Here is a 19,430-nt window from a genome sequence, read left to right on the forward strand (position 1 = left end):
TCAATCAACTTTACAGAGAAAGTTTAGCCAAACTTTCACAATATTCATCAGTTAAAAGTTTCCCGCAATCCAATAAAAGCTTAACATCTTCGCCTACTTTTCCTATTCCTTTAATATACCTGTTGTTAAATCCTGTATTAGTATCGGGAGGGGGTACAATATTATCTTCCGATATTGTTAAAACTTCCGATACACTGTCTACAATAAGTCCAACCGATATGTCTTCTATATCCACAACTATAATACACGTTCTGTCATTATACTCTTTTGCTTCCTTCCTGAATCTTAACCGGACATCCATGACAGGAATTATTTTCCCTCGCAAGTTTATTATTCCTTTTACATAATCCGGAAGTTCAGGAACTTCAGTTATTTTTTGCATGTTTATTATTTCGGTAACGTATTTTATTTCAATACCGTATACTTCCTTACCTATTACAAAGGTCAAGTATCTTCCTTTCTGAGTATCCTCAACAAATTCCTGCTCAACTGCTATTGTTTCAGCCATTTCAATCCCTCCAAATATTTTATTTAAGACGAAATCTCTAAACTTTGCTGTCAATATGCCGAAAAAAATACTTTATAGATTCTGCGATGGTATTTATATAGGATTTGTGGATTAAATAATCTCATCAACATTTAAAATAAGACTTATATCTCCGTCGCCTAAAAGTGTACAACCGGCTACACCGTTAACTCTCTTGATGTACTTAGGCAATGCTTTCACAACAACCTGCTGCTGACCTAAAAGAGCATCGGCAAAAATACACATACGTTTATTTTCCCCTTCAACCATAATCATAATGCCTTCAGTCAAATCTGTAATCCCGGTATCAACTCCAAAACGCTTATATAGCCTTACAACAGGATAACATTCGCCTCTTACCATTATCATTTCGTTTCCCACTTCATCTTGTATTATTGCTTCATTCTTAATCCTGAAAGATTCCAAAATTGCCACAGTAGGAATGGTATATTTGTTACCGCCCACTGCTATAATCATTCCATCTATAATTGCCAAAGTAAGCGGGAATCTTATTGTAAAGGTTGTTCCCTCACCGGGTGTACTGTCTACATGAACCGAACCGCCGACCATTTCAATATTTTTGGTTACTATATCCATTCCCACTCCACGGCCTGAAAATTCCGTGACACTTTCCTTTGTAGAAAAACCCGGAAGGAAAATGAATGAATATATCTCACGATCTGTCAGTTCAGACTCCGGCTTGAATAAAAGACCGTTTGCCTTTGCTCTCTCCAATATTTTCTCTTTATTTAAACCTCTTCCGTCATCCTTTACTATTATCCATACATCTCCACCGGCATTTTTGGCTTCTAAGACCAGTTTTCCGGTTGGAGGCTTGCCGTTTGCCACCCTTTCATCAGCTTTCTCTATACCGTGGTCAATTGAATTTCTTATTAAATGTATTAAAGGATCTGAGATACGTTCAATTATGTTTTTGTCAACTTCTGTATCTTCCCCTATTATCTCAAGCTTAACCGATTTATCCAGTTTTTTACACATATCCCTGACAATTCTGTTCATTTTCTGAAAGGTCATTGCCAAAGGAACCATACGTATGGACATCACAATATCCTGAAGCTCACTGGTTATTTTATTAAGCTGTCTTGCTGCCTTGTTAAAGTTATTTAAAACAAGACCTTTAAGGTCAGGATTTTGAGTAACCATTGCTTCGGCTATAACCAGTTCCCCTACCAAATCCATAAGTCTGTCCAATTTTGCTATATTTACACTTATAACACTTTGTTTTCCGGCATTTTTCGACTGTTCTTTTCCATTCTCCCTGGCATTTTCTTCCGAAGTTTTGCCGTCTTCTATTTTCTTGCTATTTTCTTTTGATGCCTGATCAACATTATCATCAAGTTCAATTCTCTTTTCTTCACTGCTGACAGTCGATTTATCCTCATCGGTGCCCAAACTGTTTTTTTCATTATCGTTAATTTCAAAACCTTCAAGGGCATCATCGGTCAAATAAACCTGTAAGTCCTTTAATAAAACTGTCTGGGAAAGTCTTTTTTTAACCTCTTCAAGCCCCAAATCGGTTTTAAAAACCACTTTAAAACCTTCGTTTCTAATTACCAGCGAACTTTCATTGTTCTCCAGAACGTCCTGCGGTGTGTAACTTACTATTTCTGCAATACTTTCTAAATCATGTATTACAGAAAAAGCTCTCATATTTTCCATTTCACAGCCGTCTTCAAAGAAAATAACCGCTTCATATTTGTTTGTAGTAAGTATTTGACCGTTTTTATCCGACCTTATATAATATTTTTGGTCTGAATTTTCCTGAGTGCCTTTTTTTGATTCATGTTTTGAATCATTAGCAGAGGGATTTGACTCTTTTAATTGTTCAAGATAATTTCTCGCTTTTGCTTTCAATTCCTCCGAACTTCCGTCAGGCTCAAGCCCGTTTTCGATTTTTGCGGTTTCAGCTTTTATAAAATCTATTCCTTCAAATACAATATCAATTATTTTGGAATGTTCAACATTCTCGGGTTTTTCCTCTCTCAAATAAAAAAACAGATCCTCCATTGAATGAGCTAACGTTGAAATATTGTCATATAACATCATTGCTGCAGAACCTTTAATAGTATGCATAATTCTAAAAATCTCATTAATGGAGTCTTCCAGTTCATTTCCCTTTTCAAAGTTCAAGAGTGCTTGTTCAAGTTGATCGATCAATTGATATGTTTCAAATATAAACAATTCCAGCATAGGTTCGCGTTCCATATTGTCGGTCAAACCATATCACCTCGATTAGTTTTTTGAAATGCAGAATATTGCCGTATTCAGCTGGATCAAATACCACTATAGCTTTGATAAGGTCTCAATTACATACTCTTCCTTAAAAGGCTTTACAATAAATCCCTTAGCACCGGATAATATAGCTTCTTTAACAAAACATTCCTGGCCCATAGAAGAGATCATTATAATCTTTGCATTGGGATCATATTCTTTTATCATTTTTACAGCTTTGATTCCGTCACAAACAGGCATTGTTATATCCATAGTTACAATATCAGGGTTTATTTCTTTATACTTGTTCACAGCAACCAAACCGTTTTCTGCTTCACCGGCAACTTCAAAGCCGTTTCTCTCCAGCATCATTCTCAGCGATGTTCTCATAAATGTTGCATCATCGGCTACAAGTACTCTCTTCATGTCGTTCACACTCCATTGATAAATATTTTAAAAATTAATTTATTTTCAATTATTTATCGGAAAAAATCGCTAATAACTAAATATAAAATTTTGCTGGAAGATTATAATAGCTCAATAACACTAAAAATGCTTCATTTAAAAAAATACCGGATGTATTAACAGCCATATATAAAATTTTACAGAGGCATTTATGTTGATTTTCCCGGACAAAACAGAAAAATTAATAATACTTTGGGTTATGTTCAAAGAGATAAAAGCAATAAATTAATGGATCCGGTGCTGTAAGAATCGGTTGAGAACTATTAACAGTTAGCTCTATGAAATTGCTAAATTTGACTTTATAATCAAATATTTGGCATACTATACAAAACTTATATACCCTTTTTTATAAAAATGTAAAATAAAAAAGAGCTGTTGCAAAATATAAGTTGGAAGATATTTTCACAAACAGCTCTCTATGTGAATTCCAAATATTTGGAGTCATAAATTGGTTTGTATCAGGATTAATCAATATTATGTAAACTTAATTAAATATTTCATCTGTTAATTTGCTATTTTCATTTCTAAACGTAATTTGTCTGCTACCATCGCAATAAATTCCGAGTTGGTTGGTTTACCCTTTCCTAAATTAATAGTATAGCCGAACAACGAATCTATAGTATCTACCTGTCCGCGGCTCCATGCAACTTCTATGGCATGTCTTATTGCTCTTTCAACCCTGCTTGGAGTTGTATTATACTCTTTCGCAATTGAAGGATATAAAAGCTTTGTAATTGAATTGATTACATCCAAATCCTTGACAACCATAATTATTGCATCTCTTAAATACTGGTATCCTTTTATATGAGCCGGAACACCAATTTCGTGCATAATATTTGTAACTTCAACTTCAAGGTTTTTAGGCTCTGGCTGATAAGACTGCTTAATTTCCAAGCCGTGGTCGGATCTTATTACATTCGACTGTGTAACATTTTTCAATTGACGAATTCTAGAAACCAAAACATCCATATCAAAAGGTTTAACTACATAGTATTCAGCGCCTAAAGCCAAAGCTCTTTGAGTAATTTTGTCCTGTCCCACAGCAGACAGTATTATAAATAGCGGTCTTTTGCTCAGAGGCGTGGAACCTATTTTCTCCAGAACCCCTAATCCATCTAAATGAGGCATAATAATGTCTAAAATTGCAATATCGGGCATTTTTGATGTAATAAGCTCATAAGCTTCTATCCCGTCTCTAGCTACCCCCACTACTTCTATATCACACTGATTATTCAAATATTCATAGAGTATATCACCGAATTCCCTGTTATCATCGGCAATAACTACCTGTATTTTTTTAGAAGACAATGTACTTTCCCCCTTAACTTTTGTAAAACTATCTATATATCTTAAATATATTATATTTTCCATTCGACAAAATTACAAGAACTTATATTCTATTTTTTAACATTTTTATATTAACATATCCAAAAATCAAAATCAAATTTATCCCAGAATCCTTGATATAGATGGATTTCAAGACATTACAATATAAATTCAAATTAATGTTTATTAATCAAAAATTTCCCGAAAATCCAACGAATTTCCGGGAAATATAACTTTTCATAGGGTTTTGGGAACATTATTTCCTAAATGTTGAATTTTAAATATTATGAAGCCTCATTCAGACTGTATTTCGGTTCATCTACAGTATTCTTCAACATATTTTCAATAAATATTCCATATCCCCTTGTAGGGTCATTAACAAGTACATGGGTTACAGCACCAATTAATTTTCCGTTTTGAATAATCGGGCTTCCGGACATTCCCTGAACAATTCCGCCAGTCTTTTCTAAAAGTTCGCTGTCCTTAATTTTTATGACCATTCCTTTTTGTTTGTTGGAAGGTTTTTTCGATATTTTTTGAATTTCAATCTCATATTCATCTACCGTCTTTCCGTCAATATTTGATAATATTGATGCCTTGCCCAGTTCCACTTCATCCCTCAAACCAACCGGATATAATTTGTCGGGAAACTTGTAAAGCATATCCTTGTTTAGCACACCATAAATACCATAGGGACTGTTTTTCTTAATAATGCCTAATTCTTTACGTTCTTCAATCAGTACTCCTTTCAATTCTCCGGGACTTCCCGCTCTCCCCTTTACAATTGTCAATATATTGGATTCGACTATTTCTCCATTTTCCACCGGCATAAGTGCTCCCGTGTCAACATCAGTTATTCCGTGGCCTAAAGCACCAAACGCATTGTTTTTAGGGTCATAAAAAGTCAGTGTGCCTATTCCTGCAGTACTGTCTCTTACCCACATTCCCAAATGGTACTTATTGTCCTCAACAGACTTTATAGGCTTTACTGTTATAACCTCTGTTCTTTTATCCCTTTTTAACTTTAATTTCATTTCTTGCCCATTACTGTTATCTATTTCGCTTATTAAAGCTTCAATACTATCAACCGGCTTTCCGTTTGCTTCAATAATCAAATCCCCTGGCTTTATCCCTGCATCCTTTGCAGGCAACATTTTTTTACCTTCAAAAGTTTCAATGTCCGACATACCAACCACAAGTATCCCTTCAATCTTAAGCTTTACTCCTACTGTATTTCCACAGGCAACAACTTCGCGATACGGTACAACATCCACCTGTACAGTTTTTATTGGAATAAGCCCCAAAATTCTCATACTTATATTTACTGTTCCCATCCTTTGGGGTTTTATCAAGACTGGATTTATTAACCTAACCAGACTTTTCTTTTTGGATTTATTGTTTTCAAGCTTTACGATATCGCTTTTGTCAGCCTGTATATCGACTAAAAAGGGACTATCCAGATGATAAACATTCTCCTGATTCTCAAAAAGTGTTAATTGGTTGGGCAAATCATATATTGCTCTTATATAAGTTATTGCCATAACTGCAAAGCAAACTGCAATGAATAACCCCAGCTTTCTCTTTGTCGATTTTATATATTTCATGGCCCTTCACTCTCCCGCCGTCTTTTAGCTTCAAAAACACAGAAAGGTCTATAGCTCTATAATCCTAAATGCAATCACTATTTGAGACTATAAAGCTGCATCAAAACAACCGTATCCGTTTCGATGTTTTAAATCACTAATCATAAATTAACCTAGAATAAACTCATTTATTCAACCAAAAACTGCATCAATAATGTGAAACATATCAAATCAGCAACTTTTTTGAAAATTCCCCATTGAATTATTTGTTAAATCTTGTTAATTTAATCAAAATAAAAATAAAAATAAAAAAACCGGCAATCCTTGATGGAATTCTCCGGTTTTTTTATCTCGATATTAATGGGCAACGAATTTCAAAATTTATTTACTCTTTGCCCTTTTTGTTTTTAATAGAAAACTGTCATACCATGCCGTTATTCTTATATTTCCTTGCATATTCAATCATTTCTTCAGCATGTTTCAAGGTTATATCGGATATATTCGTACCGCCTATAATTCTTGCCACTTCCCTTTTAACCTCATTTTCATCCAGCTTTTTAACTGTTGTACTGGTACTTTGCTTATGTACAGACTTTTCTATATAATAATTATTATCAGCCATACATGCTATCTGTGCCAGATGTGTAACCGAAATAACCTGATGCTTTTTGGATATATAGGACATTTTTTCGCCAACTTTTTGAGCAGCCTTTCCACTAATACCTATGTCGATTTCATCAAATATAAGAGTAGGAATCTTATCCACATTGGCAAGGATTGTTTTTATAGCCAGCATAATACGTGACATTTCACCACCGGAAGCTATTTTGGCCAAAGGCTTGAGCGGTTCGCCGGGATTGGTAGAAATCAAAAACTCAACCTTGTCCAATCCATTGTGATTATACCTTCTGTCACCGTTTTCATCAGTACTTTCATCGAATTCGACAATAACTTTTAATTTTGCATTTTTCATTTCCAGATCATCCAGCTCAAATCCTATCTTTTTCTCCAACAACTCTGCCGCTTCTCTTCTCTTTGCACTTATTTTTCTTGCCAGTATAAAAAGTTCATCATTCACCTTTTTCAGATCATCTTTTAATTTGTTGACAAGCTCTTCATTGTTCAATATTTCCTTTAGTTCCTGCTGTGCCCTTTCCATGTATTCTTTAATTTTTTCTATGGAATCTCCGTACTTCTTTTTTAATTTATAAATCAAGTCAAGCCTTTCTTCAATCTGGTCCAACATTTCCTGGTCATAGTCAATTTCATCCCTGCTGCTTCTTATCTCAGCTACAATATCTTCCACTTCAAAAGACAAGCTCTCAAGCCTTTTTGTAACAGCAGCATATTTCTGATCCAATTTGGAAATGTCATTCATGACAGAGACGGCCTCGCCTATTATATCGGAAGCCGACTTCTCCGTTTTACTTCCAATACCCATTAATTCGTATACTTTTGACAAAGCAGATATAATTCTCTCCGCGTTTTGAAGAATTAATCTCTGCCTGCTCAATTCTTCATCTTCATTCGGTTTGAGTTTTGCTTTTCTAATCTCGTCAATTTGAAATTGTAAAAAATCAATTTTTCTCTCCCGCTCGTTTTGGTCGCCTGAAAGCAGTTTCAATTTATTTTTTATCTCCAGGTATTCGGCCAATTTTTTACCATATTCACTCTTTAAATTATGTATACTCTCATCACTGAAGGAATCAAGCAAATCTATATGACTGCCTGTCCGAAGCAGCGATTGATTGTCATGTTGCCCATGAATATCTATTAGGTGTTCTCCTATACTTTTTAGCATTGACACTGTTGCCATTTTCCCATTAATTCTGCAAACATTTTTCCCACTTAATGTAAATTCCCTTGAAACAATCAGTGTCCCATCCTCTTCAGGCTCAATGCCGAATTCTTCAAAAATGTCCTTCAACCGATCATTATCAACCGCAAATACAGCTTCAACCACAGCTTTATCCTTGCCGGTTCTTATCAAATCCTTCGAGAGCCTTTCACCTAATATGGCTTTTATTGAATCAATAATTATTGACTTACCTGCTCCCGTCTCACCGGTCAACACATTTAAGCCATCTCCGAGTTCAATTTCAACCTTGTCTATGATAGCTATGTTTTGTATTTGTAATCGTTGAAGCACAAATTTTACCTCACTTTATAACTTTATCTATTTATTATCCTTATTCATCTTTGCCATTTTATCAAATTTATTTACAAGTTCCTCAGCAATTTTCTCTGCTCTGCACACAATCATGACAGTATCATCACCGGCAATGGAACCTACAATTTCGGGCCAGTTTAAAGAATCTATCGCTGATGCTGAGGCCTGGGCCATTCCCGGCAATGTTTTTACCACCACAATATTATTGGCATAGTCACTTGAAACATAAGATTCGGCAAATATAGTCATAAGTTTATTGTAAACGACATTCTCAGTTTTTGAAAAAGGCGCATATCTGTAACGCCCATCCTGGGTCATAACTTTAATCAATCTAAGTTCCTTTATGTCCCTCGATATTGTTGCCTGGGTAACATCCATACCCATAGCCTTAAGTCTCTCAGCTATTTCTTCCTGAGTCTCAATTACTTCCGATTCTATTATTTCCAAAATTTTTGCCTGTCTGTTATACTTCATACTACTTTATCTTTTCTCCTCTGTCATATATTTTGCTTCTTAATACATCAAAAAAATTCCTGTCACTTAATCTAATCACTTTCAGATATTGTGAAGATTTTTTTGTTATTATGCTGTCTCCACCCATCAACTCATACCCGTTTTGTCCATCCACTGTAACCATTGCACCATGGCAGTTGGTCTCTACAACTAATACCTTTAAAACTCGCTCTCCCGTCGTAATAAAAGACCTTGAGTACAGCAGATGAGGACATATGGGTGTGACAATAATAAGTTTCATATCAGGTTCTACTATAGGTCCACCGGCTGAAAGCGAGTATGCTGTCGAACCGGTAGGTGTTGAAATAATCAACCCGTCTCCGGGATACAAATCAACAAACTGATTGTTCAAATAAGTTTTCAGGTGCAGTATTTTTGACATCCACCCCCTTGAAATAACTACATCATTCAAGACGATATCATGCATAATTTCTTTACCATCTCTGATAATAGTTGTTTCAAGCATCATTCTCTCTTCAATATCGTAATCTCCATTAACCAAACGTTTTATTGCAGGATCGATTTCATTTTTGTCAACTTCGGTTAAAAAACCCAAATTTCCAAGATTTATTCCCAGTATGGGTATCCTTCTGCTGAATATTTTTCTGCCACATTTTAAAAAAGTTCCATCGCCGCCAAGACATATCATTATATCCGACTTTTTTATAACATCTTCTTCACAAAAATTTCGAATTTCTTCACCGATATCTTTGGCCAAATCATCTGCCATAACGGGTTCAGCACCGTTATCCTTAATGCTTTTTACCAGCAATGAAGTAACCTTTAGTCCTTCGTCCTTGTCTCTGTTCGCAATTATTCCTATTTTTATCATTTTATCCTCGCAGTATTTATTTTTTACTTTATTTTACATATAAAAATTCAAAAATTTATTGTAATTTCTTATCGAGATAATTATATAAAATAAAAAGCCAAAGTACAACATCAAACAATATCAATATATACAATGACTGTTTAATTCTTTTTTTGCTGCTCTCAATCTCCTTTTATACGTCAGAATTATTTTTTTCGGCTCTTGCCGCCTCTTCCCTTGCTCGCTGTATTTCTTCCATCTGTCTTAAATAATTGATCTGAGTTTCGGTCTTCCCTGAATATTTATAACTGTCATTATCATTATATCTATTAGTATTTCTTCCCTTTGTCAGCTCAATTATTCTGTTTTTATGCTCATTCTCGTCAATTCTATTATTAATTAAGTCCATATTACAATCGGCAACTTTTTTAAGCTCTTCAAATTTTTCTCTGGTTATCACAAGTCCATAAGAACAAATAGGACAAACAAGCAGGTATTGGGTGGCATATGGAATAACCGGGATAAAAAATAACGTAAACCATGTACGCCTTGTAAACAGCAGCCATAGCTCCTCATTATTGCAGCGGTCGCAGCGATTTCTGAAAACAGGGCCATGTTTTGTCAATGTCTGTTTGTTGAATCCAAAAATTATAAACATACTTTTTCCTCCCGTAATCAGTGTCCCCTGGTACATTTCTCAAACTCATCAAACAAATAGTCAAATCTCTCTTTTGTATTGAAAATACTTTTGCACCCCATTGCTTTGTTGAACCAATATTGTGCTTTTTTATAATCGCCTTTTTTTATACGGCACAACCCCAAATAATAGTAATTTATGACACCCGGTGATGTTTCTATAGATGCCAGAAGATTACTTTCTGCTTTATCATACTCTTTCATTTCAAAATAGATAATTCCAAATAAAATGTTCATAGTCAATTCTTCATTTTCAAAATGCTTTTTGGTTATAACATTGTATTTTTCATCATCCAGGCTTTCAGAAATTTTTCTCTCAAGCAGTACCAAAAGTCTGCTTTTGCATTCCGAATTGGCAAGATGAATTTTTTCTCTGAGCACCAAAACGGGTTCTTCCACTTCTCCCATAGCTATTCTTGCAACATTCTCCAAACATGTGGTCTGAGCATTTTCACTATCTATTTCGTTGGATTTTTTAAAACACTTTATAGCTTCTTCATAATTTTCACTGTCGTAATGTATCATACCTAGAAACGCGTAGTAAACAGCATTCTGAGGTTTTAATGAAATTGCCTTTTCCGCAAGCTTAATTGCCTCATTATAACGTCCCAACTGGGATACAGCAAGAGCTTTATGGATAAATACGGCACTATCTTTTTCATTCAAAGCTATGGCCTTATCAAACAATTCCAGTGCATCATTATACTTTTCCTGCAATACAAGTTTCTGTGCCTTTGAAAACAGTATTTCGGCTTTCAATGCTCCTAACATTTCGCTACCTCCTGTAAATTCAAAATCCGTACAAAAGGAAAATTTACAGAAAAAAAATTTATAAATCTACATCTCACAAAGAACAAACACATAAAACCAAAATTCAGTCTTTCAGGATTTAACCATAAATATAGAATGCAATTAATGTTAAGCAACTATGTAATGTTTTTTTATTATATCATACTTTGTTATTTCTCAACTACTAATTTATCTCAAAAAACATCAAAAGCGGCAAAATCAAATTATGCCTTTGCCGCTTTCTCCTATTTCAGTTTTATTTGTTCATCCAACACTAATATTTAAGCCCGAAGCCGAACTCAAATAAAGGTTTCTCTCCTTTTGGATCATCATGATTTATAGGAATTTGCTCAACACTTTTCGGCCACGAAAAAGGAAGCTTTCCTGTAAAATTATAATCGCCATAAAGAACGTCAGCAACTGCGTCACCTTCACTTCCCGGCAACCATGCTGCCACAAAAGCGTCCCAGTCATTGATTTCTTCTGTAATTATTCTGGGCCTTCCTGATAAAAGAAGGGTTATCGTTGGAAGACCAAGCTTTTTGGCTTCCTCAACAGCTTTTTTATTCTCATTATGGGCCATTCCGTCATACAGTCCTAAGGTACCGTCATCCCCCACTCCTTCAGCATAAGGTTTTTCCGCAAGAACCAACACTGTAACGTCGGCATTCTTAGCCTTTTTGGGATCGGTAATTATAGTACCGCCATTCGCTTGTGCTATTCTTTTAAACCCGTCCAAAATAGATGTTCCCTTCATCCATCTGTCTCTCCAGGAATCAACATCTCCCTGCCAAGATCTGGTCCATCCTCCGCACTGCAATCCTATATCGTCAGCACCGGGACCTGTTATGAATATCTTTGCATCTTTTTTTAACGGAAGCACATTATTGTCGTTTTTTAAAAGCACCAGGGACTTTCTGACAGCTTCTCTTGCAATCTCTATATTTTCTTCCATTCCCAGTTCTTTGGCAGCAATACTTCGATCTCCCAAGGGATTTTCTAAAACCCCCATCTCCTTCTTCACTGTAAGAATTCTTCTAACTGCATCATCTATTCTCTCCCGGCTGATATCCCCTTTTTCTACCGCTGTTTTTAAATGGCTGTAGCATTCTTTCCACTTCATAGGCTCCATAAACATATCTATGCCGGCATTAACAGCCGAAACAATCTGCTGATAGAAGTCCTTGTTTTTTATCTGATGCACACCTTCCCAGTCAGAAACCACAAAACCTTTAAAACCCATTTCCCCTTTCAATACATCCTGTATCAGATATTTATTCTCGTGCATTTTCACTCCCTCAAAGCTGCTGAAGGAAACCATCACAGTCTTAACTCCCGCTTTTACAGCTTCTTCATATACCGAAAGATGAATTTTTTCGAACTCTTCCCTCGATATTTTAGTCTCCCCCTGGTCAATAGGATAGCCACTGTCACCAGTTCCCCACATTGTACCGCCATCACCGGCATAATGCTTTGCACAAGCTATTACACCATTTTCCTGCAATCCTTTTATGTAAGGTACAGCAAGTCTACTTACCAGTTCCGGATCTTCACCATAGCTCTCATAACTTCTTCCCCAGCGTTCATCCCTTGCAACAGCTATACAGGGGGCAAAGTTCCAGTTGACTCCTGTTGCAAGCATTTCTTTTGCAGTAACTTCCCCTATTTTATACATCAATTCGGGGTCATTTGCAGCCCCAAGGCCTATATTGTGTGGAAACACCACTGCCCCATAAACGGTATTATGTCCATGAACCGCATCAATCCCATAAATTATGGGAATTCCCAACCGTGTTTCTGCAGCTTCTTTCTGATAATCCTCATTCATTTTTATCCAGTCTTCCGCCTTATTCTTCCCCGGTGAAGATCCCCCGCCGCTAAAAACCGAACCTATAAAATAGTTTTTAACTTGTGACGGAAATATATATCGTCTTTCCGCCTGAACCATTTGTCCTATTTTTTCCTCAATGGACATGCTCTTTAAGATTGATTCAACCCACTCCTCATTATTAACTTCCGATATTGGGTTGTTTGAAGAGCCTGGTAACGGACTTTGAAGCGGTTGAGGAATCTTCCTGTCCTCAGAAGATTGGCAGGATACAATAAGCATAACTGACATTGCCAAAGCTAAAAACTTTACTCGGCTGTTGACAAACTTTTTCATTTCAAGCCCCCCTTTTGATTTTCATTGAAACTCTTAAGTTCAACAGACGGTGTGCATGATTCCCCAAATGGAAAGAAGTGCATTTTTCGAGAAACCTATAGCACAATGTTGATGTAAATTTTTAGAATTCCCGCAATTTAAATATAGCACAACAATAAGTAAAAATGTTTACGAATTGTTTAAAAAATTTTCTAATATAAATTTAATCCAAACAAAACTCTAAAGGACTTTTCAAATTTTAACTGTTTTATGCACAATGAAGAAATTTCAATCTTTATCCAAAACTTAAAAATAGGCAAATATATTTTGAAGAAACATACAGAATATATTTCTTCAAAAAACACATAATAAGCTAAAATCAAAAGACTTGTCCAAACATGTTTTGAAACAATATAAAAAATTTAGATTAATGTGAGGTGAAACCATGGCCAAAGCCGGTATGAGAAGACCTGACCCAAAAGATCCGCACGGAACCGAAAGCAATCACAAAATGCATATACCCAAAAAAGATGTACGTCCCGTTCCGGAAATACAAGGCAAAGCAAAATTCGGGAACAAAAAGGCAAAACCAATAGACTGAATATAATCAAGTATAATTGTATTGACCAATATCCCTTATGTTTTCCCCTTTATTTTTTAAAAGGCGGTGCATAAGGGATATATCCATAAACTTCTCATTTCGCTAATTCTTTGCTTTATATTACTTTTAACCCTAAGTCTAAAAAAACTTTTCCATTTTTAACAAACCCGCTAAAGGATTTTTATGTTATATGTAGAATATATAATATATTACTTCTCAGTTTTCCCTTTAATGTACTGTTCTTTTTATCTGCTTTATGTCTAAAATAAACAAATACAATAAAATTCTATTTCTGTGTAAACAAAAAGGCTATTATCTATAAAAATACTTGCATTGTCATAAAAAATTTCCTTAGTGCATAAAGTTTTATGGAATGTTTATACATTCCTTTTTAAACTATATTTTTTTGCTCGAAAGGGGGACAACAAGGGTTTATCCCTGTTTATTTTATGAAAAAGTGTGTCGGTTTCTCAATCTTGATTTTGTGCCTTGTTATTTTTTCTCAGAGTATTACTTATGCAAATACCGACTCTTTGAGCAAAGCATTGGAAAACGTATATTCCTGTGTTGTAGTTGAGTCATCTTCTGGAGAAATTTTATTCGCCAATAATGAAAGCCAAATCAGGCAACCTGCAAGTACAACCAAAATAATGACTGCAATTATTGCCCTTGAAAATGCCGACTTAAAAAAAGTATTAACCGTTTCCCAATCCGCAGTCAAAGAAATAGGGAATGGCGGCACCAACGCTTCTCTTATTCCCGGTGAAAAGATTGTTCTTGAAGATGCTCTAAAGCTCATGCTTGTAGCTTCAGCCAACGACTGTGCCAATGTTATAGCAGAAAATGTATTCGGGAATAAAGAAGAGTTTATTAGAAAAATGAACGAAAAAGCAAAAGAAATTGGTGCATTAAACACTACATACACCAATCCCGTTGGTTTGGACGGAACAGATGGTATTCAATATTCAAATCAGCAAACCACTGCCCTTGACCTTGCACTAATCACCCGCTACGCCATGAACATAGAAGAATTTCGTAATATAGTATCGATGCAAACTGTTACAGTTCCGCCTACCAATATGCACAAAGAACCGAGAACATTCCAAAACACCAATAAGTTACTAAACAAAACCTATGAAAAATTTGTAATAACAGGAGTAAAAACCGGGTACACTGTCAAAGCCGGTAAAGTGCTTGTCTCTGCAGCAATGAACAATGAAGGAACAGAATTAATCTCAGTTGTTATGGGCACTGACAGCAATACGGTTTTCAACTGCACTGAAGCCTTATTGAGATATGGCTTTGCCCATCCCGATTTAAAAGAGTTTTCAATGAGAAATAAACCTTATAAGATTTTGATAGGCGGCCGGATATTATCAACTGAACCGATAGTTACAGAAAACTCTGTATTAGCCCCAATAAAGGAAGTGTGCCAATTTCTTAAAATCAATCTTGACTGGATTTCAGAAGATAAGACCATAATTCTCGAAAAGAACGGAAAATATGTTCATATGAATATCGGTAAAGAATTTGCCTATATCAACGGCAGCAAAATTCAACTTGCCCATGCACCTTTTATCGAAAACGGTTTGAGTTTTGTTCCTTTAGAACCTGTTGCCGAAACCTTTGGCTATGAAATTAAAACAGATTCCAAATGCAAAACCGTTGAAATTGACAGTCTGCCTTTTATAGAAAATTTAAGCGTTTCAGAGAGTGTATACTATTATTGCAATTCAGAGCCGTATGAGTTTAAAGATATCAAAATTATCAATGACAGAGTTTATATCGACATAAATAGCATAGATTCTCTTTTAAAAGATAAAATTCATTTGGAATTTTTCCCCGATAGCCGAATAATATATGTCGGCAGCCATGCAACATACCTTGAATACAAAACAGAAAAATATGACCATCGTATATATGTCCCGTTGGCTGCTTTGGCTAAAAACCTAGGGATAAAAATATTCTGGGGTCCGAATACTAAAACAATACACATGTATTATCAGGAACTATCGATAAATACTGATAGAAGCGTCGAAGATTTAGTTCCCGAACATTTTGTCTATGCCACCGTTAAAAATAACACACCTTTATACCCTTCAATAGGCGCATCAAAAGCAAGTTCTTATATCAAAGGCGGAAAGGTTGAAATTATAAGGGATAAAGATTACAAGTGGTACTATATAAAAAACAACACTATATCCGGATGGACAAAAAGTGAATACTTGTCCATTGATACTAAATTTGAAAAATTGGAGGAGAAATTATATCCTTCCGAAACGGAGTTTTTTGTAAATGATTACTTTAAGCTTAGCAGTCCGACAAATTACCTTATATGGGTGGATTTAAAAAGACAACTTATCAATATATTTACACGAAGTGAAAATAGTTGGAAACTCACCAGGCAGATACCCTGCGCCACAGGAAAAAACATTTCGCCAACGATAAAAGGTACTTTTTCCATTAATAATAACAGAGGCACCTGGATGCCTGCAGGTTCTAATGCATGGGTAAAAAATTATGTAGGTTTCTATTCATCCTACTTCTTCCATTCGGTGAAGGTAAAACGGGATGGGGCAATTTATGACAATACTCTCGGTACAGTGGCATCGGCAGGATGCATCCGGATGCCTCTTGAAGACAGTGAATGGTTTTCAAAAAATATTCCGGTTAATACAACGGTATTTATCCGCTAACAGCACAGAGTAGCTTTTCTGATTGATTTGCTTCAGTAGTTTTTTCATAAACACAAGCGGTAAAATTTACAGAGCCCTTGAATCTTCTTTTCAAGGGCTCTATAAATTATTAAAATTCGTTTTACTATCCTTTGAATATATTTTTTATGGTTGAATTCTGATTGTCTATTATAATCTTAGCTTGTTTTGCTGTATCTTCTTTAATATTTTTTATTTCCTTCTCAAGAGAACTTTTCAGCTTTTTTATCTCCGATTTTTTAGTATTAGAATCTAAGTCATCATTATTAACAATAGAACTAATTTTATATCTTGTTTGTTTAATGGCTGCGTCTATTTTTTGTTTAGAATCGCTTCGCAAATGAGATAATTTTTGTCTTGCCTTCTCCAACTCATAGTTTACTTGTGCTAGCTGCCAATCGAAATTCAAATTACTATCTAACGAAAGTTCCAAAGTGTAATCATTTTTTAAATCTTTTGTTGGAGAATCCGTTACGATCTTGGTATTGTTATCCTTATGTACATCTGTTCCATATGGGTAACCATATATAGCCCAAGGATTGTATATACCATACGGATACACAGCCGAATTCGGTATATTATACGTCGGCGGTACCCATGGATTGTATTCCATATAGGGCGCTGGTGTTACCACAGGCTTCGGTGCTTCATATTTCGGTGCCCCCCATGGATTATATCCAAAATAGGGTGCTGTTGTTGCTGCAGGTGTCGGTGGCACCACTTGTGGCGGTATCCATGGTTCGTATCCGACATACGGCGTTGGTGTCGCTGCAGGTGTAGGTGTTGGCGTAGCTGCAGGTGTAGGTGTTGGCACAGGCGTTGGTGTCTCTATATTCGGTGGCATCCAAGGGTTGTATCCATTATAAGGTATTTGTGCCGGTATTCCCATGTTTGGCGGTATCCATGGATTGTATCCCATATAGGGTATTGGAGTTGCTGCCGATGTTGGTGCCTCAAAAGTAGGCGGTATCCATGGATTATATCCGATATAGGGTACTGGTGTCGGTGTTGCTGTACGTGTTGGTGTTGGCAAAGGCGTTGGTGTCTCTATCTGCGGTGGCATCCACGGATTATACTCCATATAGGGCACTGGTGTCGGTGCTGATGTAGGTGTCGGCGTTGGCATTGGAGTTGGTGCCTCTATCTTCGGTGGCATCCACGGATTGTACTCCATATAAGGCACTGGTTTTGATTCTGTTGATGGTATATCCAGTTTTGGAGGTGCCCATGGATTATTTTCGTTATAATTCGAGGGTATTTCCATCTGTTTTTGCGTATCGAATCCCGGCGACCACCATGGATTATACCCAGCTACCTCCTGCTTGGATTGAAACCTAACCGAAGGATTATATATATTCTTATCGGCATAAATATCCGAAAAAGAGCAGGACATATTGCCGGATTGCAAAACATTCGGTTTTGATTCCTCCCGTTTATTTGATGATAATTCCAGTCCAACATCCTTGGCCATAACGTTGTTCCCCATGATGTTTAAAATAACTGCTGCAAAAATTGTTATTGTGCCAAGTTTTTTCACCCTAAGCCCTCCATTCCCAAAAAACATCTATTTTAATGCATATATTTCCAATGCATATATTTCTAAAACAATTATACCATTTAATAAACCATGATGCCAGCATCCATTCAATATTATTTTATTTGAGGCAATAAATCCTTTGCTTTCTTTTCAAGTTTGGACAGTTCGGCTTGTGCTTTCTCATTTCCCTCTTTCTTAATTTGATCAATCTTATTAATCAATTCCGATTCAATCTGTTTTATCTTTTTATTCTTCTGCTCGATACTCATGTTGGGGTCCTGTTTTATTTTAGAAATCTCCTTGTTTGCTTTTTCCGTTTCATAAGCTATATCCTTGTTTACCTGCTGCTGTATTGCTTGTATTACCTTTTGCGTTTCAATATTTGCAGCCTCTATAGATTTAATTGCATCTATATCGCTAATTCCACCAAGTGATAAATCGATATCTTCACTGTTATAATGCTCATTTCCTTTTTTGTCCCCCTTGTTTTCTTTTCCGTCATCCATGGGTATCAAACTTTGATTGCTCTGGTCGGTATTGCTGTTATCCATATTAAGCTCACTTCCGATATCCACTTTTTCAAGAATTTCGTTTATGTTATTTTGCTTCAGCTTTTCCAAATCAATATTTATACCCTTTTCTATACTGTTTTTATATATTGAATATCTTCCCACTGAAATATTACTGTCAGCAGCCAGCTTCCTGTCTTTCGATTCGGCTCTTAAAAAATATGTCTCAATATTTCTGTTCAATAGTTCATCTTTTATTTTTCTAAAAGATGATTCCAGATTTTTATATCCTTGATTATCATCTTTCATTTCATCCTTATTAAGACATGTTGTTATCAAAGCTTTATTTTTGGAACTCAAATCAATAATACCGTTCTGATTGAGCTTTTCAACCATATCTACAAGAACTTTGTCCAATGGTTTTGATTTATAGTTTAAGTCCTCAATTAAAAATTTTGAATTACTGTCATTTATTTTAATATCTATGACCTTGTTGTTCTTATCGACCATCAGTTGCCAATTAGTATTTAAGTCAACATCTATATAAGCATAGATACGATTTGAAGGCAGCAAGCCAATATATAGCATAACTGCAATAAAAACAGCTGCCACAGCGGCTGCAACAGAAGAATATTTAATAAATGTATTGGAAATATTTATCTTTTCCGAATAGTCAAATATAATCTCCATTCCTTCATACATACCAGGTTGTTTTTTTATGCACACAACTTCACAGCTATCGGTCATTAGATATGCCTTATTATCCTTTATTTGAAGTACTACCCCTAAACATTCCATAATATCAAGTCACCCCA

General features: G+C 35.6%; 15 protein-coding genes. 2 read left to right on the forward strand and 13 right to left on the reverse strand.

The window, feature by feature from the left end; translation table 11 throughout:
- Positions 1–10 precede the first annotated feature (10 nt).
- The 11 genes from CLOCL_RS09895 to CLOCL_RS09945 form a co-directional block, all read right to left on the reverse strand.
- A complete protein-coding gene (locus tag CLOCL_RS09895; protein WP_014255208.1) occupies positions 11–508 on the reverse strand; it encodes a chemotaxis protein CheW in 498 nt (165 codons plus the stop codon).
- Between the two features lie 111 nt (positions 509–619).
- Positions 620–2,764, reverse strand: a complete 2,145-nt coding sequence (locus CLOCL_RS09900) for a chemotaxis protein CheA (RefSeq protein WP_014255209.1) — start codon at positions 2,762–2,764, stop codon at positions 620–622.
- A 66-nt stretch (positions 2,765–2,830) separates the two neighbouring features.
- Positions 2,831–3,184 (reverse strand): response regulator, encoded by a 354-nt coding sequence (locus CLOCL_RS09905; protein ID WP_014255210.1) that lies wholly within the window; start codon positions 3,182–3,184, stop codon positions 2,831–2,833.
- 543 nt (positions 3,185–3,727) lie between these two features.
- Complete coding sequence (gene spo0A, locus CLOCL_RS09910) at positions 3,728–4,531, reverse strand: sporulation transcription factor Spo0A (protein ID WP_027621584.1); 804 nt, start codon at positions 4,529–4,531, stop codon at positions 3,728–3,730.
- 302 nt (positions 4,532–4,833) lie between these two features.
- On the reverse strand, positions 4,834–6,153 hold the full coding sequence (spoIVB, locus tag CLOCL_RS09915; protein WP_014255212.1) for a SpoIVB peptidase: 1,320 nt from the start codon (positions 6,151–6,153) through the stop codon (positions 4,834–4,836).
- Positions 6,154–6,553: 400 nt separating this feature from the next.
- The gene (gene recN, locus CLOCL_RS09920; protein WP_014255213.1) at positions 6,554–8,281 is read right to left on the reverse strand and encodes a DNA repair protein RecN; all 1,728 of its coding nucleotides are present in this window, start codon (positions 8,279–8,281) and stop codon (positions 6,554–6,556) included.
- A 27-nt stretch (positions 8,282–8,308) separates the two neighbouring features.
- On the reverse strand, positions 8,309–8,776 hold the full coding sequence (locus CLOCL_RS09925) for an arginine repressor (RefSeq protein WP_014255214.1): 468 nt from the start codon (positions 8,774–8,776) through the stop codon (positions 8,309–8,311).
- Between the two features lies 1 nt (position 8,777).
- Positions 8,778–9,647 carry an NAD(+)/NADH kinase gene (locus CLOCL_RS09930; RefSeq protein ID WP_014255215.1) on the reverse strand — a complete coding sequence of 290 codons (870 nt, stop codon included), beginning with the start codon at positions 9,645–9,647 and terminating at the stop codon, positions 8,778–8,780.
- 172 nt (positions 9,648–9,819) lie between these two features.
- Positions 9,820–10,284: a zinc-ribbon domain-containing protein gene (locus tag CLOCL_RS09935; RefSeq protein ID WP_014255216.1), complete on the reverse strand. Its 465-nt coding sequence runs from the start codon at positions 10,282–10,284 to the stop codon at positions 9,820–9,822.
- A 17-nt stretch (positions 10,285–10,301) separates the two neighbouring features.
- On the reverse strand, positions 10,302–11,093 hold the full coding sequence (locus tag CLOCL_RS09940) for a tetratricopeptide repeat protein (protein WP_014255217.1): 792 nt from the start codon (positions 11,091–11,093) through the stop codon (positions 10,302–10,304).
- A gap of 292 nt (positions 11,094–11,385) precedes the next feature.
- On the reverse strand, positions 11,386–13,275 hold the full coding sequence (locus CLOCL_RS09945) for a glycoside hydrolase family 3 protein (RefSeq protein WP_014255218.1): 1,890 nt from the start codon (positions 13,273–13,275) through the stop codon (positions 11,386–11,388).
- Positions 13,276–13,699: 424 nt separating this feature from the next.
- Between CLOCL_RS09945 and CLOCL_RS22520 the strand changes: the two genes are divergently transcribed.
- Together CLOCL_RS22520 and CLOCL_RS21080 are read left to right on the forward strand one after the other, a co-directional pair.
- Positions 13,700–13,855, forward strand: a complete 156-nt coding sequence (locus CLOCL_RS22520; RefSeq protein WP_014255219.1) for a hypothetical protein — start codon at positions 13,700–13,702, stop codon at positions 13,853–13,855.
- A 545-nt stretch (positions 13,856–14,400) separates the two neighbouring features.
- On the forward strand, positions 14,401–16,551 hold the full coding sequence (locus CLOCL_RS21080) for a stalk domain-containing protein (protein WP_169313380.1): 2,151 nt from the start codon (positions 14,401–14,403) through the stop codon (positions 16,549–16,551).
- Positions 16,552–16,675: 124 nt separating this feature from the next.
- Here the strand turns inward: CLOCL_RS21080 and CLOCL_RS23520 are convergent, their stop codons facing one another.
- Positions 16,676–18,106, reverse strand: coding sequence for a hypothetical protein (locus CLOCL_RS23520; protein WP_041715067.1), 1,431 nt, complete (start codon positions 18,104–18,106; stop codon positions 16,676–16,678).
- Positions 18,107–18,219: 113 nt separating this feature from the next.
- Entirely contained in the window at positions 18,220–19,413 is a 1,194-nt protein-coding gene (locus tag CLOCL_RS09960) for an anti-sigma factor domain-containing protein (protein ID WP_014255222.1), read from the reverse strand.
- Positions 19,414–19,430: the final 17 nt, after the last annotated feature.

It is taken from the genome of Acetivibrio clariflavus DSM 19732 (assembly GCF_000237085.1).
GTDB lineage: Bacteria > Bacillota > Clostridia > Acetivibrionales > Acetivibrionaceae > Acetivibrio > Acetivibrio clariflavus.

Bases quoted from the DNA above. Each gene is read 5' to 3' on its own strand.
- CLOCL_RS09895 (WP_014255208.1), bottom strand. From the start codon at position 508: ATGGCTGAAACAATAGCAGTTGAGCAGGAATTTGTTGAGGATACTCAG.
- CLOCL_RS09905 (WP_014255210.1), bottom strand. From the start codon at position 3,184: ATGAAGAGAGTACTTGTAGCCGATGATGCAACATTTATGAGAACATCG.
- spoIVB (WP_014255212.1), bottom strand. From the start codon at position 6,153: ATGAAATATATAAAATCGACAAAGAGAAAGCTGGGGTTATTCATTGCA.
- CLOCL_RS09925 (WP_014255214.1), bottom strand. From the start codon at position 8,776: ATGAAGTATAACAGACAGGCAAAAATTTTGGAAATAATAGAATCGGAA.
- CLOCL_RS09930 (WP_014255215.1), bottom strand. From the start codon at position 9,647: ATGATAAAAATAGGAATAATTGCGAACAGAGACAAGGACGAAGGACTA.
- CLOCL_RS09935 (WP_014255216.1), bottom strand. From the start codon at position 10,284: ATGTTTATAATTTTTGGATTCAACAAACAGACATTGACAAAACATGGC.
- CLOCL_RS09940 (WP_014255217.1), bottom strand. From the start codon at position 11,093: ATGTTAGGAGCATTGAAAGCCGAAATACTGTTTTCAAAGGCACAGAAA.
- CLOCL_RS09945 (WP_014255218.1), bottom strand. From the start codon at position 13,275: ATGAAAAAGTTTGTCAACAGCCGAGTAAAGTTTTTAGCTTTGGCAATG.
- CLOCL_RS22520 (WP_014255219.1), top strand. From the start codon at position 13,700: ATGGCCAAAGCCGGTATGAGAAGACCTGACCCAAAAGATCCGCACGGA.
- CLOCL_RS09960 (WP_014255222.1), bottom strand. From the start codon at position 19,413: ATGGAATGTTTAGGGGTAGTACTTCAAATAAAGGATAATAAGGCATAT.